Raw genomic sequence first — 22,253 nt, 5'->3', positions numbered from 1 at the left:
GCCGTCGCGTCCCACGCCGAGTGGTCGATTTCGCGGCCGAGTGGTCGCCCAGCGAGCGACCACTCGGCGCGAGAATCGACCACTCGCGGTAGGTCACCGGGACGCGGTGAGGTCGTAGACGGTCGTGCCGCCGACCGTCGTCGCGGTGAAGGTCGACGTGATCCACTGCTGGATCGCGTACGCCGTCGAGGTGTTCGCGGCCGTCGAGCCGATGAAGCCCTGTCCCGTCGCGACGAAGTAGTGGATCCGGCCGGCCGCCACCAGCTTCCGGAACGCCGCGAGCGTGATCGCCGGATCGGTGCCGTTGTACCCGCCCAGGGACATCACCGCCTCGCCGGTGGCGAGCTCCAGGGTGGCCGTCTGGTTGTCGCTGACGGTCGCGGCCACCCACTGGTAGTCGGACGCGCCCTGGCGCAGCGCGGTGACGAGGGACGTGCTCACGGTCGAGGCGCCACCGAGGCCGCCCATGCCGCCGCCGCCCATACCGCCGCCCCGGCCGCCGCCGAAGCCGCCTCCGCCACCGAGGCCGCCGCCGGGACGGCCGGTCCAGGTGGCCTGGCCGCCGGTGAAGCCACCCCTGCCGAACCCACCACGACCGCCGAAACCGACCGTGCTCGCCGGACCGGCCGTCGGCAGGGCGCCGGAGTGCGCGGTGCTCGCGGTCTGCAGCGAGTAGGCCGCCGGCGCGAGCAGCAGGGTGACGGCGACGAAGGGCGCCACCACGACACCGCGGAGCCGACCGTCCAGCAGCGCCAGCGTCGTGGCCACGATCCCCGCACCGAGGACGAACCATCGCAGCTCGGGGTGCCACGACGCCCGGCCGAGGAGGCCGTTGGTCCAGATCGCGGTGGCCGCGAGCAGGCCGCCGAGCAGCAGCCTGGCGGTCAGCCGCGCTCGCTCCCGCCACAGCGCGACCACGCCGATGCCGGCGAGTGCGGCGATGGCGGGTGCCAGCGCGACGGTGTAGTAGGGGTGGATGATGCCGCTCGCGAAGCTGAAGACGACGCCGGTGACGAGCAGCCAACCGCCCCAGACCACGGTCGCGGCACGCAGCAGATCGGTGCGCGGCCGACGCCACGTCAGCCATACCAGGGCGGCGATCGCACCCACGGCCAGCGGCAGCAACCAGCTGATCTGCGTCCCCATCTCGGAGCCGAAGAGCCGCGTCCAGCCGGTCTCGTCCGACGAGAAGCCGGCGCCGCCCCGGCCACCGACGCTGCCGTTGTTGTCCGAGCCGGTGAGCCGACCGATGCCGTTGTAACCGAAGACCAGCTGCAACACGCTGTTGTTCGTCGAGCCGCCGATGTAGGGACGTGACCCGGCGGGCCAGAGCTCGACCAGCGCGACCCACCACCCGGCGGCGGCCACGAGCCCGGCACCGGCGGCGAGCAGGTGCAGGATCCGGCGTCGCAGCGTGGTGTCGGCCGCGACCAGGTAGGCGAGGGCGAAGGCCGGCACGACGAGCAGGCCCTGCAGCATCTTCGTCAGGAAGGCGACGCCGAGGATCACGCCGGCCAGGACGAGCCACCGCGGCCGTCCCTGCTCGATGGCCCGCAGCGTCGCGTAGGCGGCTGCCGTCAGCAGCAGGACGAGGAGTGCGTCCGGATTGTCGTAGCGGAACATCAGCGTCGCCACCGGGGTGAGCGCGAGTGCCGCCCCGGCGAGCAGTCCGGCGTTCGGACCGGCCACCCGTCGGACCGTCGCGTAGAGCAGGGCGACGGCGGCGACCCCCTCGAGTGCCTGCGGGACGAGCACTGCCCACGAGTTCGCCCCGAAGAGGTACACCGAGATGTCCATGACCCAGAGCGAGGCCGGCGGCTTGTCGACGGTGATGAAGTTCGACGAGTCCAGCGAGCCGAAGAGGAAGGCCTTGAACGACTGGCTCCCCGCCTGCGCCGCGGCGGCGTAGTACTGGTTCGCCCAGCCCGAGCGGGACAGCCCGATCAGGTAGAGCAGTGCCGTGCCCAGCAGTAGCCCGCCGAGCAGGGCCTGCTGCGGTGTGAGGCCACGGCGGACCCGGGGCGTCGCCGGCGCCGCCGGCCGTGTCAAAGTTGCGGTCACGACGCGGCCTTCGTCAGGTCGTAGACGGTCGACCCGCCGACCGTCGTGCTGGTGTAGTGCGCCGCGACCCAGGACGAGATCTCGCTGCCCGCGCCGGCGCCACCGCGCCCCATGCCGCCCATCCCGCCGCCGGCGATGAAGTAGTGGATCTTTGCGGCGGCGACGTAGGCCTTGAACTGCGCGAGCGTCGGCGAGTCGTCACTGCCGCTGAAGCCGCCGATGGCGATGACGGCCTTGCCGGTGGCGAGCTCGAGGGGTCCTGCCGACTGCGAGCCGATGGTGGCCGCCGCCCAGGTCGTGGTCGTCTGCTTCAACAGGTCGGTGAGTGCCGAGTCGGTCGCGGCCGATCCGCCGAAGCCGCCTCGGCCCGCACCGGCACCGCCGAACCCGCCGAAGCGGCCGAAGGCACCCCCGGTGGCCGGCCCGGCCGACGGCGTGGAGCCGGTGTGCGCGGTGCGCGCTGTCTCGACGGCGTAGGCCGCTGGTCCGCCGGCGGCCGCGACGATGCCCAGCGTCGTCAGGAGAACGATCAAGCTCCGCCGCTGGGTCGCGGCGAAGAGCAGCGCCGCGCAACCGACGGCCGCGAGCAGCACGATCCAGCGCAGCCACGGGACGAAGTCCGCGCTGCGGCCGAGCAGCTGAAAGGCCCAGACGCCCGTCACGATCATGGCCGCGGCGATCGTCAGCCGTCCTGCGATGGCCGGGTGCCGCCAGAGGACGGCGGCCCCGATGGCCACGAGTGCGGCGATCGCGGGGGCCAGCTCGATGGAGTAGTACGGGTGGATGATGCCGCTGGCGAAGCTGAGCACGGCCCCGGTGACGAGCAGCCAGCCGCCCCAGAGGATCGCGGCGGCGCGCGTCCGGTCCGTCAACGGAGCGCGGAAGGTGACGACGACCAGGGCGACCAGCGCGATGATCGCGGTGGGCAGCAGCCAGCCGATCTGACCGGCGTAGAGCGAGTTCATCAGCCGGCTGACACCGGTCGCACCGCTGAAGCCGCCGCCACCGCCGGGACCACCGCCGGAACCGGCGGAGAGCCGGTCGATGCCGTTGTAGCCCAGCGCGAGCCCGAGGGCGGTGTTGTCACCCGAACCGCCGATGTACGGCCGCGACGACGCGGGTGTGAGGTCGACGGCGAGCACCCACCAGCCGGCACCGACGACGATCGCGACGCCGGCCCCCAGCAGCTGCGCGATGCGCTTGCGCCACGACACCGGCGCCGCCACCAGGTAGGCGAGCGCGAGTGCCGGCAGCACCGTGAACGGCTGCAGTCCCTTGGCCAGGAAGGACAGCCCCATGATCCCGCCGGCGCCGAGCAGCCAGCGGGTGGAGCCCTCGTCCAGGGCGCGGGTGACGCAGTACGCCGCCAGCACGATGAGCAGCGTCATCATCGCGTCCGGGTTGTTGAAGCGGAACATCAGCACTGCCACGGGGGTGACGGCCAGCAGCCCGCCGGCGAGCAGTCCGGCGCCATGGCCGAACCAGCGCTTGACGGTCGCGTAGAGCAGTGCGACGGTCGCCACGCCCTCGAGGGCCTGCGGCACCAGCATGGACCACGAGTTGAAGCCGAAGATCCGTCCCGACAGCTCCATCGGCCACAGCGACAGCGGCGGCTTGTCGACGGTGATCGCGTTGGACGAGTCGAAGGAGCCGAAGAAGAAGGCCTTCCAGCTCTGCGTCCCGGCCTGGACCGCCGCTGCGTAGAAGTCGTTGGCGTACCCGGAGGCGCCGAGACCCCAGACATACAGCAGGGCCGTGGCCGCGAGCAGGATGCCGAGATGCAGCCGGTGCCGCTCGGCGAACCGATGGGCGGGCGGCCGAGTTCCCGGATCCCCGCTCAGTGGGCCGTTTCCGGCCGAGTGGGCCGATATACCGGCCCACTCGGCCGATGTCGGCCCACTCATCGAGGGGTAGTGGGGGACCGGCGGCGTGGCGGGATGGGACGACGGGGTCGTGGTGGTCATGCGGACACCTTCTTGTCGCTGGCGGTCTTGTCGGTGCTGGACCCGAACACCCAGCGGCGGAAGAGGACGAACCGCACCACCGTGGCGAGCAAGTTCGCCAACACCAGGACGGAGAGTTCGAGGACGCGGCCGGGATGCGAGGTTGCATGGCCGAGCAGCCACAGCGAGCCACTGGTGAGCGCGAGGCCGATGCCGAAGACGACCAGACCCTGCAGCTGGTGCCGACCGGCGCCGCCACCGCGTACCCCGAAGGTGATGCGGCGGTTCGCGGCGGTGTTGCCGATCGCGGTGAGCAGTAGCGACGCCAGATTCGCGACCTGCGCGCCGAGGGGGACGCGCAGCAGCAGGAACAGCAGCAGGTACGCCAGCGTCGAGCCGACGCCGATGAGCCCGAAGCGCACGGCCTGCCACGTCAGGGTTGCGGGGACGCCGGCGACAGCCGGCCCGGTGTCGCGACCGGCAGCGCGACGCAGCTCGTGCAGCGGGAGCTCGCCGCGCAGCAGTGCGCGACCGATTCGCGCGATGCCGCGCAAATCTTCGCGCGCGGTGGCGAGGATGTCGACGCGGCTGTCGGGATCGTCCACCCAGTCCACCGGGACCTCGGCGATCCGCAATCCGCTGCGCTCGGCCAGCACCAGCAGCTCGGTGTCCCAGAACCACGCGGTGTCACGGACGTGCGGAAGCAGCGCCCGGGCGCAGTCGGTGCGCATGGCCTTGAAGCCGCACTGGGCGTCGGAGAACCGGGTCCGCAGCGTCGTCCGGAGCAGCAGGTTGTAACTGCGGGAGATGAACTCCCGCTTGGGACCGCGCACCACCCGCGACGACCGGGCCAGCCGGGAGCCGATGGCGATGTCGCTGTGCCCGGAGAGCAGCGGTGCGACGAGGGGGAGCAGGGCGGCGAGGTCGGTGGAGAGGTCGACGTCCATGTAGGCGACGACGCGCGCGGTGCTCTGCCCCCAGACGTGGTTCAGAGCGCGGCCGCGGCCCTTGGCGTCGAGGTGGACGGCGCGGACGTCGGGGAGTTCGGTGGCCAGCCGGTCGGCGATCCCGGCGGTGCCGTCGGTGCTGGCGTTGTCGGCGATGGTGACGACGACGGTGAACGGGAACGTCCGAGCGAGGTGGTCGCGCAGTCGTCGCACGCTGCGTTCGAGGTCGGTCTCCTCGTTGTAGACGGGGACGACGATCTCCACGTCGATGCGCTCGCGAGCGCTGTCGGGGACGCCGGGTCGGAGGTCGGTCGCGGTGGATCCGTCGCCGAGCGCGGTCATAGGGGGTCCTTCCGGTGAGGGCACGGGGGGCGGGGAGGGGTCAGCCGGCACGGCGGGTCAACCGCAGTGCGAGGGCGGGGCAGGCGGCGACGATCCGTCGCGCGTCGGTCGCTGCTGCGGTGGGGACGGGAGTGCGGGGCAGGATGGGGAAACCCCACTCGTCGAGCTGGATCACGTCCGGGAGCAGGGCGTGGCACAGGCCGTGGCCGTTGCAGCGGGTCCAGTCGATCTCCAGGGTGGTCGGCGCGCTCATCGCCCCTCCCCGATCGGCAGGTGGCCGCGAACGGGTCGGGCACAGTGGCCGCGCGTGGCGTGGTCGTGGATCTCGTCCTGCAGCAGGTGGACGGCCGACGTCACGAATCGGGCAGCGCCGTCGGGGTGCGCGCAGGCGCCGCGTCCGACCACGGCGCGGGCGCGTCCCAGCGTGTTGCCGACGGCGGCGGGATGCCCGGCGGCCAGGGCCCGGACGTCCGCGGCGAGCGCGGGGAGCCCGAAGGTGCAGGGCCCGCACTGCCGTGCCGACTGCGCGGCGAGCCAGTCGGCCACGCGGCTCAACTCGCCGAGGGCGCAGGTGTCGTCGCCGACCACCGCGATCACGCCGGCGCCGAAGCTGCCGCCGGCCGCGGCGATTCCGGCCCGGGACAACCGGATCTGATCGATGGGGGCGAGCCAGCTGCCGTGGTAGCCGCCGACGACGACGGCCCGCGGGCGTGGCGCCGCGCCGGCGGCGGAGAGCACGATGCCGAGCGGGGTCCCGAGCGGCACCTCGAGGACGCCGGGTCGCGCGACCGTGCCGCTCACGCTCAGCAGCGTGGTGCCGGGCTCGTCCGGCGAGCCGGTGGCGCCGAAGCGATGGGCGCCCAGCCGCAGCATGACCGCGAGCTGCGCGATCGTCTCGACGTTGCCGAGCAGCACACCGTCCACCGTCGGCGGGGTCCTGCGGCCGGTGGGTCGGGCGGGGCCGCGCTGCAGCGACCGCAGGACCGCTCGCGCCTCGCCACCGACGAATCCACCGTCGACGGTGCGGACCCTGACCCGGCCGGTGTCGCGTCGTTCGCGGACCGCCGCCGTCACCGATTGGGCGGCCGTCTCGTCGTGCACCGCGATCGTGATCTCGCGGGCACCGATCGCGCTGCCGAGCGCGACCGCGCCGTCGAGGACGAGGTGCGGGGAGCGAGTCAGCAGCAGCCGGTCCTTGTACGAGGCCGGCTCGCTCTCGGTGCCGTTGACGACCAGACGACGGTGGCCCGGGGCGAGGGCGCGGATCTTGGCCGCGAGCGGGAAGCCCGCGCCACCACGCCCAGCGATCGGGGCGCTGTCGAGGAGGGCGAGCAGCAGGTCGAGGTCGCTGCCGGGCAGGGCGCCGTGCACCAGGTGGTGCTCGGCGGCGTCCAGCCGCGAGGCGTGGTCGAGGCCGGCGAGGAGTCGGGGTGCGCCGATGGCGCGGACCGAGGTGGTGGCGGCGACGGGGACGGGGAGCACTGCGGTCATCGGAGGGCCTCCGGGGTGGACGGGAGCGGACGGAGCAGGGCAGTGGGCGCGAACCGGCCGGTGGCGCTGCGGCGGGACTGCGCCGCCAGCCGGACGGCCACGGCGACGAGGACGCCCACGAGACAGGCGACGTACATGGCCCGGACCCACCCGGTCTCGCTGTCGGTGCCCGAGCCGAAGCCGTGCATCAGGGCGGCGACCCAGCCGGCATAGGCCGTCGCGTGCAGGCCGCGCCAGACGCGGGCGCCCACCGGGTGGGCAGCCATCCGGCCGCGGGCCAGGCCGAGGACGGCGACGCCGAGGAAGAGGTAGGCGGCGACGGTGCCGAGCGCGACCCAGTGGGGCCGGTAGCCGGCGGTGAAAGGCACGAGCGCTCCCCACCACCCGACGTGGGCGTACGAGTCCGAGAGCACGGCGACCAGATGGACGGCCAGGGTCGCGACGCCCAGCCCCGCGGTGGCTCGGTGGACGTACTGCCGGAGGTAGCTCTGCTCGGCACGGCCGCGGCCGGCGAGCGCGCCGAGGGCGGTCGAGGCGCTCAGCAGGACGAGGGCGGCGAGGCCCGCTCCGCGAGCGAGGTACCAGGTGATCATGACGCCAGCTCCAGCTCCAGCTGTGGCACCGGCCAGCCGCCCAGCAGGTGGACGTCGCCACCGCGGTCGACGAGGCGGACCGCCGATCCCCGCTCGCGAAGCCACGGTCGGGCGCGGTGGCCGAGCACGAGCGCCGCGGTGCTCGTGACGTTGGCGGCGAGGGCGGTCCCGGCGGCGACGCTCGCGGTGCGCCACGGTCCGCGGACGGGCGCGCCGGTGGCGGGGTCCACGATGTGGTGGGCGCTACGGCCGCCGCGGGTCCAGGTGCGGACGGTGATGGTCGAGGTGGCCAGCCCGCCGGCGTGCAGCGTGACCAGCTGGCCGGGACCTCCGGCGTGCTCGGCCACCTGCAGCACCCAGCCCCCGGCGGGAGCCGGGCCGGCGACGGCGACGTCGCCGCCCAGCTCGACGAGGACGCCGGTGCCGTAGCGGGCCGCGAGCGTGGCGGCGGCGCGGTCGGCGGTCCATGCCTTGGCCGTGGCGCCGAGGTCGAGGGCGGTGCCTGCCGGGACGGTCAGCAGGCCGGCCTCGCGATGCAGCCGCACGCTCCGCCAGCGCCCCCCGGCCGTGGCTTCGTGCGGAACGGGTGCGACGGCACCCGCCGCGCCGGCACCGTCGGCGACACCGCGAGTCCTGATCACGGCGATGTCCCGGTCGTAGCCGATGCGCTGCATCGCGAGGCCGAGCGTGGGATCGACGGCGCCGTCGGTGACGGCGGCGGCGTCGAGGGCGGCCCCGACCAGGTCGACCAGCAGCCGCGGAATAGGGCACGGTCGGCCGGCCGCGGCGTTGGCGACGCTCAGTGCCGAGTCGCTACGGAACCGGCTCGCGACCCGGTCCACCCGCCCCAGCAGCTGTACCAGGTCCCGCGCGGCGTCGTCCAGGACGCGCGAGTCGGTGACGACGAGCCGCACCGCGCAACTCCACGCCGTGGTGTCGAAGGTGGCAGTCACGACCCGTTGCTCCCGCCGTGGGAGGTGCTGCCCTGGTCCGCGGCGCCGAGCTGACCGGAGTCGGCGTTCGTCGAGCTCGAGCTGTTGCTGGTCGAGCTGTTGCTGGTCGAGCTGCTGCCGGTGGAGCCGCTGCCGGTGGAGCCGTTGGCGTCCGACGACGTCGAGTCGGCCGAGGCGGCAATGCCGCCGATGATGCCGCCGGTGAGCAGGACTCCGGCCAGGGTGACGGTGGCAGCCGCGGCGCGGGCCCGGCTGCGAAGGGCGAGGCGTGGGTTCATGCCCCAGACGGTCGCGCCGGGACCATCACGGTGACCTCAGAGCAAGGTCAAGGCTTTCTCAAGCCCCGATGAGGGCTCCCCGCGCAAGCCGACCTGCCCCTCTTTCGTTCCCGTGTTCTGCACCCGAATTCGGGTGCAGAACACGGGGACAAAAAAGGGGGGCGTCGGGCGGGGTCGTGGTGGGGTTACTGGCCGGTGTCCGGTGTCCGGTGTCCGGTGTCCGGTGTCCGGTGTCCGGTGTCCGGTGTCCGGTGTCCGGTGTCCGGTGTCCGGTGTCCGGTGTCCGGTGTCCGGTGTCCGGTGCCCGGTGCCCGGTGGCAGTTCCTGCCGGTGTCGTGCTCGGCCGGTGTTGTGCCCGTGTTCCATTCCGGGCGTGGAGCGAGACCGCTGCGCTGGTGGCTCAGCCGGCGGCGATGCCCAGGACGAGGGTGACCAGTGCGCCGCCCGAGGCGCTCGATCCGAGCTGAATCGATCCGCCGGAGGATTCTGCGCATCGCCGCGCAATGTCGAGCCCCAGACCACTCGACCCGCGGTCGCTGCGGCCGCGCTCGGAGGCGTGGGGTGGCAGTCCGGGGCCGTCGTCACCGATCTCCAGGACAGCGCCGGTGGCGGCGCGGGTGAGTCCGACGGTGAAGCCCGCGCCCTCCGGGGTGTGCGCGATGACGTTCTCCAGCAGGGCGTCGACGGCGGCACCCAAGTCGTCCGCACCGGCGCTCACGAGCAACGGCTCGCTCGGCAGCGAGACCCGGACGGTCCGACCCTGGTCCTCGGCCAGTGCCGACCAGAACGCCACGCGCTCGCCGATGACCGCCGTCGCGTCGCAGGACGGCAGCCGCCCGTCACGCTGCGGCCGCCTCGCGGCCCGGATGACGGCGGTGAGCATGCGCTCCAATGTGGAGACGTGCTGCCCGACCCGCTCGGCCTCGATGGGGTCCCGCAGCGCCTCGGCGTCCAACCGCAGCGCGGTCATCGGGGTCCGCAACCGGTGCGAGAGGTCGGCGACGGTCTCCCGCTCGTCGGCGATGAGCTGGTCGATCCGGTCGGCCAGCCGGTTCAGCGCGCGGCCGACCTCGGCGACCTCGGCCGGTCCGGAGGTCGGGGCACGCGCCGAGACGTCGCCGGCCGCGAGCCGCTGCGCGGTGTCGGCGGTGTGCACGAGCGGGCGGACGATGCGCCGGGTCAGCAGCTCGCCGAGCGCGACTCCGAGCAGCAGCATCCCCAGACTGGCGCCGGCCAGCAGCAGCAGCGGCGCGGTCTGCCCGGACCGCAGCGTGTCGTCGTCGGCCCAGACCCGGACGACATAGAGCGAGTCCTCGAAGCTTCCACCGGAGTAAGCGGGCACGACGAGCTGGGCCAGCTGCCCGTCGAGATAGGACTGGGTCGGCTGCTGACCGCCCGGCCCGCCGCCCCGGTCGGGGCGGCCACCGGGTCCGTTGGACCGCTCCGGGGGCGACGGCAGATCGTCGATGCCGCCCGGCGGCAGCGAGCCGACCACCTGCCCGGAGGGCAGCTGCACCGAGGCTCGGCGATCGTCGTCCAACCCCGCGAGGTAGGCCTTGATCTGCGCTTCGCTCCGGTCCGCGTTCTCACCGCGCAGGTAGGAGAACGCGATCTCGACCGACTCCCGTCGCAGCGCGGCGACCCCGTCGTCGTAGGCGTTGTTGCGGATGAGGATGCTCAGCGGCACTGCGAAGGCGAGCACGACGAGCACCGTCATGCCGACGACGAGCAGCAGGATCCGCCGTCTCACCGTGACCCCCGGCCGGCCGGCCGGCTCATGCCGGTGGCGCCACGAGCCGGACGCCGACCCCGCGGACGCTGTGCAGGTAGCGCGGTTCGGCCGCCGTCTCGCCGAGCTTGCGTCGCAGCCACGACAGGTGGACGTCCACGGTGCGGTCCGAGCCGCCCCACGCCAGCTGCCACACCTCGCTCAACAGGTCCCGCTTGCTCACGACCTCACCGGCCCGGCGGGCCAGCGCGAGCAGCAGCTCGAACTCCTTGCGGGCCAGCTCCACCGCGCGGCCGTCGACGGTCACCTCGTAGCTCCGGGTGTCGATGACCAGCCCGCCGACGGTGATGACCGGGTCCTCGTCGGTCTTGCCCGACCGGCGCAGCACCGCCCGTACCCGGGCGGTCAGCTGCGCGGCGGTGAAGGGCTTGATCACGTAGTCGTCGGCGCCCAGGTCGAGCAGCCGCACCATCTCGGACTCGTCGTCCCGCGCGGTCGCCACGATCACGGGGATGTCGCTGACGGCCCGGAGCATCGACAGCACGTCGGCGCCGTCGATGTCGGGCAGGCCGAGGTCCAGCAGCACGACGTCCGGCTTCTGCTCGACGGCAGCGCTCAGCGCAGGCATCCCGGACCCCACCGCCGAGACGACGTGGCCGTGGTCTCGCAGCGCGCGCAGGAGCGACGTCCGGATGGCGGCGTCGTCCTCGACCAGCAGCAGGTGGGCCATGGCGGCGAGACTAACCGCCTCACCTGTCGCCGAGGCGCGACAGTAATACTCGACCCATGGCCTTCGCCGACCTGCAGGACTTCGTCCGCGCCCTGGACCGCGACCGTGACCTCGCCCGCGTGAAGGTGCCGGTCGACCCCCACCTGGAGGTCACCGGCATCGTCGAGCGGACGATCCGGCAGCAGGGACCGGCGCTGCTCTTCGAGAAGCCGACCCGCGGCTCCATGCCGCTGCTGCTGAACGCCTTCGGCACCTACCGGCGCATGGCGCTGGCTCTCGGCGTCGACGACCTGGACGAGATCGGCCAGCGCATCGGCGAGCTGATCAAGCCCGAGCTGCCCAAGGGTGTCGGCGGCCTGAAGGACGCGCTGGGCAAGGCGGTGCAGCTGCGCACCGTCCCGCCGCGTAAGACCAAGTCCGCCCCGTGCCAGGACGTCGTCATCCGTGGCAAGGACATCGACCTCGAGGCGCTGCTGCCCGGCGTCAAGGCGTGGCCCGAGGACGGTGGCGTCTTCCTCAACCTGGGGCTGACCCACACCAAACACCCCGAGACCGGCGCCCGCAATCTCGGCATGTACCGGCTGCAGCTGCAGGACCCGCGGACGGTGAGCCTGCACTGGCAGATCCACAAGGACTCGACGAATCACGCCTCCGTGGCCGAACGGCGGGGCGAGCGGCTGCCGGTCGCCATCGCCTTCGGCTGCCCGCCGGCGGTGACCTACGCGGCGTCCGCACCGCTGCCCGGCGACATCGACGAGTACCTGCTCGCTGGCTTCCTCGGCCGTGACCGGGTGGAACTCGTCGACTGCGTCTCGGTGCCGCTGCAGGTGCCGGCGGCGGCGCAGGTCGTCCTGGAGGGCTGGGTCGAGCCGGGGGAACGGCTCCCGGAGGGGCCGTTCGGCGACCACACCGGCTTCTACACGCCCGTCGAGCCGTTCCCCTTCGTGACGGTCGAGACGGTCACGATGCGCAGCGACCCGATCTACCAGTCGATCATCGTCGGCCGCCCGCCGCAGGAGGACGGCCCGATCGGCAAGGCGACCGAGCGCATCTTCCTGCCGCTGATCAAGATGACGGTGCCCGAGATCGTCGACTACGACCTGCCCGAGGCCGGGGTCTTCCACAACTGCTGCATCGTCTCCATCGACAAGCGCTACCCCAAGCAGGCGCAGAAGGTCATGAACGCGGTCTGGGGCGCAGGGCTGCTGTCGCTGTCCAAGCTGGTCGTCGTGGTGGACGCCGACTGCGACGTCCACGACTACGCCGAGGTGGCCTGGCGGGCCTTCGGCAACGTCGACTACGCCCACGACGTGCTGCACACCGTCGGCCCAGTCGACCACCTTGACCATGCCTCCTACGAGCAGTTTTTTGGCGGCAAGCTCGGCATCGACGCCACCCGCAAGCTGCCGACGGAGGGTTACCGCCGCGACGGTGGCTGGCCCACCGAGTGCGTGCTGGACGACGCCACCGCCGCCCTCGTCGAGCGGCGCTGGCGGGAGTACGGCATCCGCTGAGCTGTCGCCGGGACCCGCTGGCACACTGGATCGGTGACCGCCGATCTGCAGCCCCCACGCGGTCGGGTGCGCTCGTTCCTGTCCCTGGTCATGATCGAACACTCGGTCTTCGCGCTGCCGTTCGCCTACATCGCGGCGCTGACGGCCATGTGGCAGGTCAGCGGGTCGGTCCACTGGTGGGACCTGCTCCTCATCACCGTGGCGATGGTCTCGGCGCGGACGGTGGCCATGGGTGCCAACCGCATCCTGGACCGCAGCTTCGACGCGCTGAACCCCCGGACCGCGCGGCGCGAGCTCGTCACCGGCGAGGTCAGCGTCCGCACCGCCGGCACGGGCACCCTCGTCGCCCTGGTCGTCTTCCTCGGCAGCGCACTGCTGCTCTCCCCGCTCTGCCTGCTGCTCGCCCCGGTGGCGGTGGTGCTGCTGGTCCTCTACAGCTACGGCAAGCGCTTCACCGACTACCCGCAGGCGCTGCTGGCGCTCGCCCAGTTCGTCGCGCCCGTCGGGGCGTGGATCGCCGTCACCGACTCGGGCTCGTGGGCGGCCACGGCGTTGGGGATCGCCGTCGGCAGCTGGATCGGCGGCTTCGACCTCATCTACGCCTGCCAGGACGTCGAGGTCGATCGGCGGGTGGGCGTCCGCTCGGTGCCGGCGCGCTTCGGCGTGGCCGCGGCGCTGCGGGCGTCGTCGCTGGTGCACGTGCTGACCCTCGCCGCCTTCGTCTGGTTCGGCGTCGCGGCCGGGCTCGGCGTGCTCTGGTACGTCGGGGTGGGCCTCACCGCCCTCGTACTCGTCTACGAGCACACGATCGTCCGCGCCGACGACCTCTCCCGCGTCAACCGCGCCTTCTTCACTGCCAACGGCGTCATCGGGATCGGTCTCTTCGCCTTCTCGCTGGCCGATCTGGTCGTCAACGGGCTGTCGGCATGAGCCGGACCCCCTGGGTGGTCGGGGTCTCGGGCGCCTCCGGCACGCCGTACGCCCGCTCGGTGATCAACGGACTCATCGACGCCGGCGAGGCGGTGGACCTGGTCGTCTCCCGCGCGGCCCGGCTCACGATCCTGGACGAGACCGGGCTCTCCTTCCGCGACGCTCACTGGCGTGAGGACCTCACCACGTGGCTCGGCCGCGAGCCGCACGACACCGCCTACTGGACGGCCGGTGACCTCGGCGCGGGGCCGGCATCCGGCTCGTATCCGGTCAAGGGCATGGTCGTGGTCCCGGCGTCGACCGCCGCGGTGGCGGGCATCGCGATCGGGCTGTCGAAGGACCTGCTGCAGCGGGCCGCCGACGTCACCTTGAAGGAGCGGCGGCCCTTCGTCATCGTGCCGCGCGAGACGCCGTACACCCGCGCCACGCTGCAGCACCTGCTGACCCTGCACGACGCCGGTGCCGTGGTGCTGCCGGCCAGCCCGGGTTTCTACGCCGCCCCGCAGTCCATCGGCCAGCTCGTCGACTTCGTCGCCGCCAAGGTCCTGGACGCGATCGGTGTCGGGCACGACCTCATCACGCGCTGGACCGGGGAGCTGGGGGCTGCGGCGCGGGACCGGGCGGACGGCGCCGCCTCCCGGTAGCGTCGAGGTGATGGACGCCACCGACCGCAAACTGCTGGACGCGCTGCGCGGCAATGCCCGGGCCACCTACGCCCAGCTGGCCCAGCTCGTCGGCCTCAGTGCGCCGGCCGTCCACGAGCGGGTCTCCAAGCTGGAGTCCGCCGGGGTCATCACCGGCTACCACGCGGCGCTGGCGCCGGAGTCGCTCGGTTACGCCATGAACGCGCTGATCGGCATCTTCATCACCGACAGCGCGGACACCGAGAAGATCGCGACCTCGCTGGCTGCACTGCCGGTGGTCGAGGACTGCTGGTTCGTCGCCGGCGAGGAGACCTTCGTGGTGAAGGTCCGGGTGCCGGACGTCGCCGGTCTGGAGGCCACCATCCGCGAGATGAACGGCATCCGCGGGATCGGTCGGACGCGGACGACGGTCGTCCTCTCGACCAAGTTCGAGGATCGCGTCCCGGTGGCCCTGCCCGAGGAGTGACCCTCAGTCCAGCCGCGCCGCCACGCAGTACATGCTCGGATCGCAGCGGCGACCGCCGGTGGCGTAACGGCTGGTGAGGGTCGGCGCGGTGGCGAGGTCCACGACCCGGAAGCCGGCCTCGCCGAGCAGGGCGCCCACCCGGTCGGCGGCGACGGCGAAGCCCAGCGGCTCGCCGATCCAGCCCAGCGAATTCTCGGCCAGCCGTCGCAACCCGGCCCGCGGACCGCGGCCGACGAGCTGCCAGCAGTCCATGACGAGCGTCGACCCCTGACCGCAGATCTCGGCCAGCGCGCGGAGCGTCCCACGGACGGCCTCCGCGGTGAGGTACATGCTCACGCCCTCCCACACGATCACGGTGGGGGCGCCGACCGAGAACGAGGTGTCCCGCAGCCGGTCGGGCAGGGTCTGCGTCCGGAAGTCGATCTCGACGCTGACGGCGTGACCGCGGCCGAAGATCTCCGGGTGGGCCTCGACGGCGGCGCGCTTGGCCCGCGACAGCGGGGCGAGGTCGACCTCGTAGACCGGGCGCGGACCGATCGCGCCGCTGAAGCGGTAGGCGCGACTGTCCCAGCCGGCGCCGAGGACGAGGACCTGCGAGACATCGGGCAGCTGCTCGAGCAGGTGCGCGTCGATGAACCGGTGCCGGCAGAGCACCGAGGTCGCGATGGAGGCCGGCGCGAGCCGTTCGACGGTGCGGACGATCCCGCCTCCGGCGCGCAGCGCCGCGAGCAGGCGGTCGGCGCCGGCGGGGAGGAAGGTGGGGGCGAAGCGGTCGGTGACGATCCGCTCGTCCGCCGGTCGGCTGAGCTCCATGGCCCGGCAGAGCAGCGTCAGCTGCGCCGTCACGCTCGGCCGATCCGTCTGGTGGAGAGCGCGTGGCAGCACGGGGCAAGGGTAGGGGGTAGCGGTATCCGTGTCCGCTCATGGCGCGAGCCGTTACCGTCCAGGTCGTGAGCACGACCGAGGACGCCCCCGCCCCGCCGCCGACGGCCTCGCTCGCCGTGCGCCGATCCGACTTCACCACGGCTTCCACCGGGCTGACCGCGGCTCAGGTGAGTGAGCGGGTCGAGGCAGGACGGGTCAACCGCGCCGACGCCGACACCGGCCGGTCGGTGAGCCAGATCCTGCGCGCCAACATCGTCACGCCCTTCAACGGACTGCTGGCCACGCTCTTCGTGATCATCCTGGCCACCGGTCGCATCCAGAACGCGCTCTTCGGCTTCATCATCGTCGCTAACACCGCCATCGGCGTTTTTCAGGAGATCCGCGCAAAACGCACCCTGGACCGGCTGGCGGTGCTGAACGCACCGCGAGCCAGGGTGGTGCGCGACGACACCCTGAGTGAGATCGCCGTCGAGGACGTCGTGGCCGACGAGCTGTTGGAACTGCGCACCGGCGACCAGGTCTGCGCCGACGGCATCGTCACCGCCTCCGGCGGGCTGGAGATCGACGAGTCCCTGCTGACCGGCGAGTCCGATCCGATCGACAAGTCCGTCGGCGACGAGGTCCGGTCCGGGTCGATCGTCGTCGCCGGCACCGGCCGGTTCCAGGCCACCGCGGTCGGGGCCGAGGCCTACGCCACCGCGCTCGCCGCCGAGGCCAAGCGCTTCCGGCTCACCCACTCCGAGCTGGTCGCCGGCACCAACAAGCTGCTGCGCTGGATCTCGCTGATGATGCTCGTCGTCGGCCCGCTGCTGCTCTGGAGCCAGTTCAGCAGCGAGGACAACAACGGCTGGCAGGACGCCGTCACCGGGGCGGTGGCCGCCCTGGTCGGGATGGTCCCCGAGGGGCTGGTGCTGCTGACCAGCCTTGCCTTCATGATCGCGGCGGTCACGCTGAGCCGGAAGCAGACGCTGGTCCAGGAGCTGCCGGCGGTGGAGGGTCTCGCCCGCGTCGATGTCGTCTGCCTGGACAAGACCGGCACCCTCACCCACGGCGACGTCGTCTTCGACGAGGTCCGGCTGCTCGACGAGTCGCTCGCCGCCGAGGTGGACGAGGCGCTCGCCCTGGCCGCGAACGCCCCGGATCCCAACGCCACCGCGCAGGCCCTGCAGGAGCGCTACCCGACTGCCTCCTGGACGTCCTGCGGCGCCGTGCCGTTCTCCTCGGCGCGCAAGTGGTCGGCGCTCTCGGCGCGCGGCCACGGCACCTGGGTGCTCGGCGCGCCGGAGATGGTGCTCCCCGACCCGGCCGGCGACGCCGACCGGGCGGCCCGCGAGCAGGCCGACACGGTCGCCTCCGAAGGGCGGCGGACGCTGCTGCTCGCGGTCGCGCCGAGCGAGCTGGACGGCCACCAGAAGGACGCGTCGCTGCCGGCGGGGTTGCGTCCGGTGGCGCTGGTGATCTTCGCCGAGCGGGTGCGCGAGGACGCGCCCGAGACCATGCGCTACTTCCTCGAGCAGGGGGTGGCGCTGAAGGTCATCAGCGGCGACAACCCCCGCACCGTCGGGGCGGTGGCGGCGGCCGTGGGCGTGCCGGGAGTGACCGGCGCCGACGACGCCGTCGACGCCCGCACGCTGCCCGACGACCTGGACGAGCTCGCCGACATCCTGGAGCAGAAGTCTGTCTTCGGCCGCGTCACGCCGCATCAGAAACGTGCCGTCGTCGCGGCGCTGCAGTCGCGAGGTCACGTCGTGGCGATGACCGGGGACGGCGTCAACGACGCCATGGCCCTCAAGGACGCCGACATCGGCGTCGCCATGGGCAACGGCTCGGCCGCCACCCGCTCGGTGGCGCAGCTGGTACTGCTGGACGGCAAGTTCTCGCACCTGCCCGACGTCGTCGCCGAGGGTCGCCGGGTCATCGCGAACATCGAGCGGGCGGCGTCGCTGTTCCTGGTCAAGAACGTCTACTCGCTGGTGCTGGCGCTCATCACCGTGGTGACGCTGGGCGCCTACCTCTTCGAGCCGATCCAGCTCTCGCTGATTTCGAACCTCACCATCGGCGTCCCGGCGTTCTTCCTCGCGCTCGGCCCCAACCGGCGCCGCTACGTCCCCGGCTTCCTCGGCCGGGTGCTGCGCTTCTCGGTCCCCTGCGGTGTCGTCGTCGGGGCAGCGGCCTACACCGGGTACGCGGTGATCCGGTACGCGCTGAACGACGACTCGGTCCAGGCGGGGCGGACGGTGGCCACCCTCGTCACCCTCATCTGCGCGCTGTGGATCCTCGTCGTCACCGCCCGGCCGCTCGCCGGCTGGAAGGTGGCGCTGGTGTCGGCGATGGTCGCGATCATCGCGGTGATCGTGGTGGTCCCGGCCTTCGCCACCGACATCTTCCTGCTCCACCCGACCCCGCAGCGCGTCCTCGTCGCCGTCGTCGTCGGCCTCGCCGGCGCCGCCCTCGTCGAGGTCGCTGCCCGTGGCGTCGCCTTCGCTGCCCGGAACAAGGGAGGGGTGGACGGGTCCCGGTCCGCCTGACCCCGGTACCGCTGGTCCCGGCCTCGCCCGTGACGCCAGTGACGCCGCCCTGGTCGTGATCAACTCCCACTTTGCGTCGTGCGCACGGCGGAAAGTGGGAGTTGATCACGAGACAAAGAAGGGCGAGGGGCCGCCCGGCGGGGGGCGTCGCGCTCCCTTCCCGGGGATATAGGGCATGTCGAGCTCGGTCGCGCGACGTCGCAGCCAGTCGGCGACCTCCTTGGCCCAGCCGCGCGGATCCCGCCGAATCGCCGACGGCGGCCAGTGCGAGACTGCGAGAGCATGCCGGGTCAGCAGGTTGTGCCTGGCCATGCTGGCGTTCCAGGACGCCTCGTTCAGGTGGAACTCGCGACTCTGAATCTCGCCGATCGCCCTGAGGGAGCGCCAGAGGACGTCGGCGACGCCCACGACCTGACCGGTGCTGTCGACCACCGGCACGTTCAGTTCGAACTCCGGGACCCGGGCGTCACGGAGTGCATCCGCCGCTTCGGCTTCAGCGATCGAATGAGCATTCACCAACGCGTCGTCCAGGGCCATGCGTAACCATCGACTCCCCCCGCGCGGCCCGGCGGTGTACTCGGTGACCAGTTGCTCGGCCGAGCAGAGTCCGCGCTGGATCGCGGCAGTGACCATCGCTCGGACCGGCATGAACCCGTCATGCATCAGTGCGGTGTCTGCGATGGCGCGCGCCGGATGGACGACGGAGACGAACGGCAGCGTGGGATGTTCGGCCGGCAGCGTCGTGGAGCCGAACGGCCGTGCCGTGGGTCGCACCAGGACCCCGGCAGCACGTCGCTGGTTGCCGGTGCGCGTGAGGACGAGTGCCAGCGGCGACGGCGGCAGTCGGGCGCCTACACCGCGTGAGCGGACGGCGTCCCACCCGCTGACGGCCGCGCTCCGCCCTGCCAGCGAGAGTCCGACCTGGATCCAGTCGTCACGGCTCAGCGGATCGGGCCGGGTGAAGAGGACGCCGCGAGCCGGCCGTTGCCATCCGCGGCGGGCTACAGCGTGACGCAGGGTCGACTCCGACAGGCCGTATCGGCTGGCTTCAGCCAACGGCAGGACTCGGGGCAGGTCGGCCGGCGGACGCATGCCGACAAGCGTGCCGAAGAGGAGACGTCGCCGACGGGGCCTGTGGATAACTGCAACGGCGCCACCGCAGGCATTCACGCTCGTTGATCAACTTGCGCTTTCCGTCACGGTGACGGCGGAAAAGACAAGTTGATCACGACGAGGGCGCGCCCGGAAGCGAGGGGCGCCCGAAGCGAGGGGCGGCAGCAGGCGGCGGCAGCAGGCGGCAGCAGGCGACGGCGGTTGAGGGGCGAGCCAGGTTCAGGCGGCGCGCCACCGGAAGGAGCCCATGAGGGCGTCCACCCGACGGTCCAGCTCGGCGGCGGCGTCGTGAGGGACCGTGAACTCGGCGACGAGGGCGAGGCGGGGGGAGTCGACCGGACCGCCGGGGGCGGGGACGACGTAGCGGCGGGTGCCGGGCTGCGGGTCGTGGTCCAGGACCTCCTGCGCCGGTGCGCCGGGGCGTACCGGGCGGGGCGCGAGATCGGCGAGGTCGTCGTCGCTCTCGAGCAGGCCGATGGTGATCGAGCCGGTGGCTTCGCGGATGTCGTCGTCAATGACCATCGTCGAGAGGACGGCGAGCACGGGCGCCTCGTCGGCCGCGGCGTCGCATTCGTCGGGCTGCGACACGATCCAGTCGCGGCAGTCCAGTTCGAACTCGGGGAGCTGTGCGGTCTCGTCCACGTCGACAACGCTAAGCAGCAGATGTGTCCGGCAAGGGACCAAAGTACTGACAGCTTGTTCCCACGCACGAAGTGCTCAGTTCCAACTCGGACATTGCGGACGGCGCAAACCCCGCAGGTCCCGCAATCGGACGGAACCGGGCACCCCTGCTGTCCGCCGTCCGGCACGCTTCAGAGCGCGTCGTACATTGGTTGTCGTGACATCCGAGGCGTTGAGCGAGTCCCGCAAGGCAGAGCTGACCGAGAAGGTCGAGGCGCGCGAACGCCTGACCCGGCAGGACGGTGAGGACCTGTACGCCAGCGACGACCTGGCGTGGCTGGGACAGCTGGCCCACGGCGTCCGGACGGAGAAGAACGGTGACACCGTCTTCTTCAACGTCAACCGGCACCTGAACCTCACCAACGTCTGCACCGCCTCCTGCGCGTACTGCAGCTTCCAGCGCAAGCCCGGCCAGAAGGACGCGTACACGATGCGCGTCGAAGAGGCCGTCGAGGCCGCGCTGGCCATGAAGGACGACGGGCTCACCGAGCTGCACATCGTCAACGGCCTGCACCCGACGCTGCCGTGGAAGTACTACCCCCGCGTGCTGCGCGAGCTGAAGGCCGCACTGCCGGACGTCGCGCTGAAGGCCTTCACCGCCACCGAGGTCCACTTCTTCGAGACCATCTCCGGTCTCACCGCCGACGCCATCCTCGACGAGCTCATCGACGCGGGCCTGGAGTCGCTCACCGGCGGCGGCGCGGAGATCTTCGACTGGGACGTCCGCAAGCAGGTCGTCGACCACGACACCCACTGGGAGGACTGGTCGCGCATCCACCGGCTCGCCCACCAGAAGGGGCTCAAGACCCCGGCGACCATGCTCTACGGCCACATCGAGGAGCCGCGGCACCGGGTCGACCACGTGCTGCGGCTGCGCGAGCTGCAGGACGAGACCGGCGGCTTCCAGGTCTTCATCCCGCTGCGGTTCCACAACGACAACAACCGGCTGTCGCACCTGCGCATGGCGCAGCCCGCGGATGTGCTGAAGACGTTCGCGGTCAGCCGGCTGATGCTGGACAACTTCCCGCACGTCAAGGTCTTCTGGGTGATGCACGGGCTGTCGACGAGCCAGCTCGCCCTGAACTACGGCGCCGACGACATGGACGGCTCGGTGGTCGAGTACAAGATCACCCACGACGCCGACAACTTCGGCACGCCGGACAAGCTCACCCGCGACGACCTGCTCACGCTCATCCGCGACGCCGGTTTCCAGCCCAAGGAGCGCAACACCCGCTACGAGGTCATCCGCACCTACGACGCGCCGGTGCCGCTGGCGGAGCGTCGCGCCGAGCCGCAGGCCGTCTGGGCGTGACGGAATGAGCGAAACCCCCGGCGCGCAGCCCCAGCCCACCTATGTCAGGTGGATGGGCACGATGTGGCTCTTCACGCTGCTGCGCTTCGGCCTCTTCTTCGCGCTGTGGGGGATCCTCGTCCTCGTCGGCCTGGAGTCGCTCTTCGCGGCCTTCGTCGCGCTGCTGCTGTCGGTGCCGCTGTCGTTCGTCCTGCTCGCCAAGCCGCGGCGTGCCTTCACCGAGCAGCTCGAGCAGCGCCTGGACGTCCAGCGGCAGCGACGTGCCGGGCTGGACGAGCAGCTGGACCCCGAGGGTCACGATCGGGACGCCGCCGACCGAGACTGAGTCAGCTCCGGTGGACGGCTGCGGCACGTCCCGGGGTCAGGACAGCGCCGACTGGCCCGCCAACCACTGGTCGAAGGTCTCGGTGCCCCGGAGGCAGTCGCCGGCCGGGAGCAGGCCGTCGGCGGCCATGAGCCGACCGGTCTCGCCCGGCTGCTTCACCGGCACCACCAGCCGGTGCCGCCGCTGCCGGCGCAGCTCGCGGCGGACGAGGTCGGGCATCTCGTGGACCTCGGGACCGGCCAGCTCGGTTGCCATCCCCGCCGGCTCCTCGCCCGCGAGTCGGACCAGGTGCGCGGCGACCTCGCGCGCGGCCACCGTGGCCGATCGCATCCGTGGGACCGGCACGACCGGCCCGGCCACCCGTCGCAGCAGCTGGCCGGGGAACTCGTGGAACTGCGTGGCACGCAGCACCGTCCACGGCACCGCGCCGGCGGCGATCGCCTGCTCCTGCGCGGCCTTGCCCCGGTAGTAGCCGAACGGGACGCGGTCCACGCCGACGATGGAGAGCGCCACGTGATGCCGGATGCCGACCTCCTTGCCCGTGGCGAGCAGGTGTCCGGTGGCGGTGGTGAAGAAGTCGACGGCGGCCTTGGCCGACAGCGTCGTCACGTTCGAGACGTCGATGACCGCCTCGGCGCCGGTGAGCGCGTCGCGCAGGCCGTCGCCGGTGGTGAGGTCGACACCCTTGGTCCGGGAGAGCACGACGACCTCGTGCCCGGCGTCGCGTGCCTGCCGCACGACCATCCTGCCGACGAGTCCGGTTCCGCCGGCCACCGCGATCCGCATGA

General features: G+C 72.2%; 21 protein-coding genes. 7 read left to right on the top strand and 14 right to left on the bottom strand.

Annotation, left to right across the window (positions count from 1 at the left end):
* Window positions 1-93: 93 nt before the first annotated feature.
* From AC0NZQ_RS00625 to AC0NZQ_RS00580, 10 genes are all read right to left on the bottom strand, one after another.
* Window positions 94-2,061, bottom strand: coding sequence for a glycosyltransferase family 39 protein (locus AC0NZQ_RS00625; protein ID WP_474527670.1), 1,968 nt, complete (start codon window positions 2,059-2,061; stop codon window positions 94-96).
* The gene (locus tag AC0NZQ_RS00620; protein ID WP_474527669.1) at window positions 2,058-4,025 is read right to left on the bottom strand and encodes an ArnT family glycosyltransferase; all 1,968 of its coding nucleotides are present in this window, start codon (window positions 4,023-4,025) and stop codon (window positions 2,058-2,060) included. The genes AC0NZQ_RS00625 and AC0NZQ_RS00620 overlap by 4 nt, the downstream gene beginning before the upstream one ends.
* Window positions 4,022-5,293 carry a glycosyltransferase gene (locus tag AC0NZQ_RS00615; protein ID WP_474527668.1) on the bottom strand — a complete coding sequence of 424 codons (1,272 nt, stop codon included), beginning with the start codon at window positions 5,291-5,293 and terminating at the stop codon, window positions 4,022-4,024. Before AC0NZQ_RS00615 ends, AC0NZQ_RS00620 begins: the two co-directional genes overlap by 4 nt.
* A 40-nt stretch (window positions 5,294-5,333) precedes the next feature.
* Window positions 5,334-5,546: a ferredoxin gene (locus AC0NZQ_RS00610; RefSeq protein ID WP_474527667.1), complete on the bottom strand. Its 213-nt coding sequence runs from the start codon at window positions 5,544-5,546 to the stop codon at window positions 5,334-5,336.
* A complete protein-coding gene (locus AC0NZQ_RS00605) occupies window positions 5,543-6,784 on the bottom strand; it encodes an NADH-ubiquinone oxidoreductase-F iron-sulfur binding region domain-containing protein (protein WP_474527666.1) in 1,242 nt (413 codons plus the stop codon). Before AC0NZQ_RS00605 ends, AC0NZQ_RS00610 begins: the two co-directional genes overlap by 4 nt.
* Window positions 6,781-7,377 (bottom strand): hypothetical protein, encoded by a 597-nt coding sequence (locus tag AC0NZQ_RS00600; protein WP_474527665.1) that lies wholly within the window; start codon window positions 7,375-7,377, stop codon window positions 6,781-6,783. Before AC0NZQ_RS00600 ends, AC0NZQ_RS00605 begins: the two co-directional genes overlap by 4 nt.
* Complete coding sequence (locus tag AC0NZQ_RS00595; RefSeq protein WP_474527664.1) at window positions 7,374-8,330, bottom strand: FAD:protein FMN transferase; 957 nt, start codon at window positions 8,328-8,330, stop codon at window positions 7,374-7,376. Before AC0NZQ_RS00595 ends, AC0NZQ_RS00600 begins: the two co-directional genes overlap by 4 nt.
* Window positions 8,327-8,608 (bottom strand): hypothetical protein, encoded by a 282-nt coding sequence (locus AC0NZQ_RS00590; protein ID WP_474527663.1) that lies wholly within the window; start codon window positions 8,606-8,608, stop codon window positions 8,327-8,329. The genes AC0NZQ_RS00595 and AC0NZQ_RS00590 overlap by 4 nt, the downstream gene beginning before the upstream one ends.
* Before the next feature lie 400 nt (window positions 8,609-9,008).
* Window positions 9,009-10,358 (bottom strand): sensor histidine kinase, encoded by a 1,350-nt coding sequence (locus tag AC0NZQ_RS00585; protein WP_474527662.1) that lies wholly within the window; start codon window positions 10,356-10,358, stop codon window positions 9,009-9,011.
* 25 nt (window positions 10,359-10,383) lie between these two features.
* Window positions 10,384-11,067 (bottom strand): response regulator transcription factor, encoded by a 684-nt coding sequence (locus AC0NZQ_RS00580; RefSeq protein WP_474527661.1) that lies wholly within the window; start codon window positions 11,065-11,067, stop codon window positions 10,384-10,386.
* A gap of 56 nt (window positions 11,068-11,123) precedes the next feature.
* Between AC0NZQ_RS00580 and AC0NZQ_RS00575 the strand changes: the two genes are divergently transcribed.
* Genes AC0NZQ_RS00575 through AC0NZQ_RS00560 form a run of 4 tightly spaced genes read left to right on the top strand, consistent with a single transcriptional unit; the run spans window position 11,124 to window position 14,621 of the window.
* Window positions 11,124-12,581 carry a menaquinone biosynthesis decarboxylase gene (locus AC0NZQ_RS00575; protein ID WP_474527660.1) on the top strand — a complete coding sequence of 486 codons (1,458 nt, stop codon included), beginning with the start codon at window positions 11,124-11,126 and terminating at the stop codon, window positions 12,579-12,581.
* A 33-nt stretch (window positions 12,582-12,614) separates the two neighbouring features.
* On the top strand, window positions 12,615-13,511 hold the full coding sequence (gene mqnP, locus AC0NZQ_RS00570; RefSeq protein ID WP_474527658.1) for a menaquinone biosynthesis prenyltransferase MqnP: 897 nt from the start codon (window positions 12,615-12,617) through the stop codon (window positions 13,509-13,511).
* Complete coding sequence (locus AC0NZQ_RS00565) at window positions 13,508-14,155, top strand: UbiX family flavin prenyltransferase (protein WP_474527657.1); 648 nt, start codon at window positions 13,508-13,510, stop codon at window positions 14,153-14,155. The genes mqnP and AC0NZQ_RS00565 overlap by 4 nt, the downstream gene beginning before the upstream one ends.
* Window positions 14,156-14,165: 10 nt before the next feature.
* Window positions 14,166-14,621: an Lrp/AsnC family transcriptional regulator gene (locus AC0NZQ_RS00560; protein WP_474527656.1), complete on the top strand. Its 456-nt coding sequence runs from the start codon at window positions 14,166-14,168 to the stop codon at window positions 14,619-14,621.
* Between the two features lie 3 nt (window positions 14,622-14,624).
* Here AC0NZQ_RS00560 and AC0NZQ_RS00555 read toward each other — a convergent pair whose 3' ends face one another.
* Entirely contained in the window at window positions 14,625-15,506 is an 882-nt protein-coding gene (locus AC0NZQ_RS00555; RefSeq protein WP_474527655.1) for a class I SAM-dependent methyltransferase, read from the bottom strand.
* Window positions 15,507-15,571: 65 nt separating this feature from the next.
* On the opposite strand from AC0NZQ_RS00555, the gene AC0NZQ_RS00550 reads away from it, so the two are divergent.
* Complete coding sequence (locus AC0NZQ_RS00550) at window positions 15,572-18,034, top strand: HAD-IC family P-type ATPase (RefSeq protein WP_474527654.1); 2,463 nt, start codon at window positions 15,572-15,574, stop codon at window positions 18,032-18,034.
* Window positions 18,035-18,139: 105 nt separating this feature from the next.
* Here the strand turns inward: AC0NZQ_RS00550 and AC0NZQ_RS00545 are convergent, their stop codons facing one another.
* Window positions 18,140-18,808, bottom strand: coding sequence for a hypothetical protein (locus tag AC0NZQ_RS00545; RefSeq protein WP_474527653.1), 669 nt, complete (start codon window positions 18,806-18,808; stop codon window positions 18,140-18,142).
* Window positions 18,809-19,366: 558 nt separating this feature from the next.
* Window positions 19,367-19,789 (bottom strand): hypothetical protein, encoded by a 423-nt coding sequence (locus AC0NZQ_RS00540; protein WP_474527652.1) that lies wholly within the window; start codon window positions 19,787-19,789, stop codon window positions 19,367-19,369.
* Between the two features lie 211 nt (window positions 19,790-20,000).
* Between AC0NZQ_RS00540 and mqnE the strand changes: the two genes are divergently transcribed.
* Both mqnE and AC0NZQ_RS00530 read left to right on the top strand, forming a co-directional pair.
* Entirely contained in the window at window positions 20,001-21,140 is a 1,140-nt protein-coding gene (mqnE, locus tag AC0NZQ_RS00535) for an aminofutalosine synthase MqnE (protein ID WP_474529374.1), read from the top strand.
* A gap of 4 nt (window positions 21,141-21,144) precedes the next feature.
* Complete coding sequence (locus AC0NZQ_RS00530) at window positions 21,145-21,465, top strand: DUF4229 domain-containing protein (RefSeq protein ID WP_474527651.1); 321 nt, start codon at window positions 21,145-21,147, stop codon at window positions 21,463-21,465.
* 36 nt (window positions 21,466-21,501) lie between these two features.
* Here AC0NZQ_RS00530 and AC0NZQ_RS00525 read toward each other — a convergent pair whose 3' ends face one another.
* Window positions 21,502-22,251, bottom strand: a complete 750-nt coding sequence (locus AC0NZQ_RS00525) for an SDR family oxidoreductase (protein ID WP_474527650.1) — start codon at window positions 22,249-22,251, stop codon at window positions 21,502-21,504.
* Window positions 22,252-22,253: the final 2 nt, after the last annotated feature.

Source organism: Jatrophihabitans sp. sgz311053 (assembly GCF_056135305.1).
This window is presented reverse-complemented; position numbering and strand designations above follow the sequence as displayed.

Coding starts and splice junctions, on each gene's coding strand:
- AC0NZQ_RS00620 (WP_474527669.1), bottom strand. CDS start 4,025: ATGACCACCACGACCCCGTCGTCCCATCCCGCCACGCCGCCGGTCCCC.
- AC0NZQ_RS00615 (WP_474527668.1), bottom strand. CDS start 5,293: ATGACCGCGCTCGGCGACGGATCCACCGCGACCGACCTCCGACCCGGC.
- AC0NZQ_RS00610 (WP_474527667.1), bottom strand. CDS start 5,546: ATGAGCGCGCCGACCACCCTGGAGATCGACTGGACCCGCTGCAACGGC.
- AC0NZQ_RS00605 (WP_474527666.1), bottom strand. CDS start 6,784: ATGACCGCAGTGCTCCCCGTCCCCGTCGCCGCCACCACCTCGGTCCGC.
- AC0NZQ_RS00600 (WP_474527665.1), bottom strand. CDS start 7,377: ATGATCACCTGGTACCTCGCTCGCGGAGCGGGCCTCGCCGCCCTCGTC.
- AC0NZQ_RS00590 (WP_474527663.1), bottom strand. CDS start 8,608: ATGAACCCACGCCTCGCCCTTCGCAGCCGGGCCCGCGCCGCGGCTGCC.
- AC0NZQ_RS00580 (WP_474527661.1), bottom strand. CDS start 11,067: ATGGCCCACCTGCTGCTGGTCGAGGACGACGCCGCCATCCGGACGTCG.
- AC0NZQ_RS00575 (WP_474527660.1), top strand. CDS start 11,124: ATGGCCTTCGCCGACCTGCAGGACTTCGTCCGCGCCCTGGACCGCGAC.
- AC0NZQ_RS00565 (WP_474527657.1), top strand. CDS start 13,508: ATGAGCCGGACCCCCTGGGTGGTCGGGGTCTCGGGCGCCTCCGGCACG.
- AC0NZQ_RS00560 (WP_474527656.1), top strand. CDS start 14,166: ATGGACGCCACCGACCGCAAACTGCTGGACGCGCTGCGCGGCAATGCC.
- AC0NZQ_RS00530 (WP_474527651.1), top strand. CDS start 21,145: ATGAGCGAAACCCCCGGCGCGCAGCCCCAGCCCACCTATGTCAGGTGG.
- AC0NZQ_RS00525 (WP_474527650.1), bottom strand. CDS start 22,251: ATGCGGATCGCGGTGGCCGGCGGAACCGGACTCGTCGGCAGGATGGTC.